Source organism: Vibrio sp. Vb1554 (genome assembly GCF_033344235.1).
Genome location: NZ_JAWPOJ010000213.1, coordinates 1 through 1,351, shown reverse-complemented (window position 1 = coordinate 1,351; position 1,351 = coordinate 1). Strand labels below are relative to the sequence as shown.

The following is a 1,351-nucleotide window of genomic DNA, read 5'->3' as shown; positions in this document are numbered from 1 at the left end:
TTTGGCGTTCAGATTGATGACAGCATGGACCCTAAACTGCGTAACGTAGCATCGGTAAGCGTGACGGCATCGGTAGACCCTATGGCAGGGCCGGGCCAAACCTTAGATGTGGTCGTGTCATCCATTGGTGATGCGAAAAGCTTGCGCGGCGGTACGCTGCTTCTTACGCCGCTACGCGGTATCGATGGTGAAGTGTACGCCATCGCGCAAGGTAGCGTAGTTGTGGGCGGTTTATCTGCCGAAGGTAAAAGTGGTTCGAAAGTCGAAGTGAATACGCCAACAGCGGGTCGTGTGCCGAATGGTGCAACGCTAGAGCGCGAAATCAAAACAGACTTCAACCAGCGCGATGAAATCACGCTGAACTTGCGCAAACCAAGTTTCACCACTGCAAAAAACATCGCACGTGAGATCAACAATACGTTTGGTCCGAACGTGGCTGTTGCCATCAACAAAGCACGCGTGGATATGCGAGCGCCGAAAGACACGCAACAACGCGTGATCATGATGTCGATGCTGGAAGAGATGAATGTCGTGGAGGGGCGCAAGCCTGCACGTATCGTCTTCAACTCCCGTACTGGCACTGTGGTGATTGGCAAGAATGTCAAAGTTGGCGAAGCGGCAGTAAGCCACGGCAACTTGACGGTGCGAATTTCAGAATCAGAAAAAGTCAGCCAACCGAATGCGTTTGCTGATGGTGAGACAAAAGTCGTGAATCAAACGGATATTGATGTAAACGAAGAGCTCGCTCAAATGGTGATTTGGCCTCCGGGCACAGAGCTCAATACCATTGTCGATGCGGTCAACAGCTTAGGCGCAACCCCAACCGATTTGATGTCGATTCTTCAGGCACTAAATGAAGCGGGCGCGTTGAATGCTGAACTGGTCGTGATTTAAGGAGTGAACGATGAAACTAGACGGTAGCAGCGATCAAGCTCAATTGAACTCAATGCTTTATCACGACAACAGTGCGTTGGCGAACATCAAGCACAGTCGTGATCAAGAAGGCGCGCTCGAAATGGTGGCGGGTCAGTTTGAAGCTATGTTCTTACAACTGGTGCTGCGTCAAATGCGCAGTAGCAGCGACGTGTTAGCGGACAAAGACAGCCCATTTTCAAGCAAGCAACAAGGCGTTTTTCGCGACATGTACGATGGCCAGTTGGCGATGGAGTTGGCGAAAAAGCAAAGCTCTGGCATCGCTAATATGCTGATTCAGCAGTTGAGCCCTTCAATGCGCGAAGTGGCCTTCGATTCGGCGCGCAATGTGTCTTCTGCAAATGACGGTAAACCGGTCGATTCTGAATCGATATCACAGCTTGAACTCGAAGAAATTACCGACCCATTTAACTCAACG

Annotated in this window: 2 protein-coding genes; both read left to right on the top strand. The window is 50.8% G+C overall.

Annotated elements, in window-relative coordinates; genetic code table 11:
• On the top strand, positions 1-894 hold an 894-nt coding region (locus R8N28_RS25060; protein ID WP_318183644.1), incomplete at its 5' end, for a flagellar basal body P-ring protein FlgI.
• A gap of 10 nt (positions 895-904) precedes the next feature.
• The coding region (locus R8N28_RS25055) for a rod-binding protein (RefSeq protein WP_318183643.1) at positions 905-1,351 on the top strand (447 nt) is incomplete at its 3' end.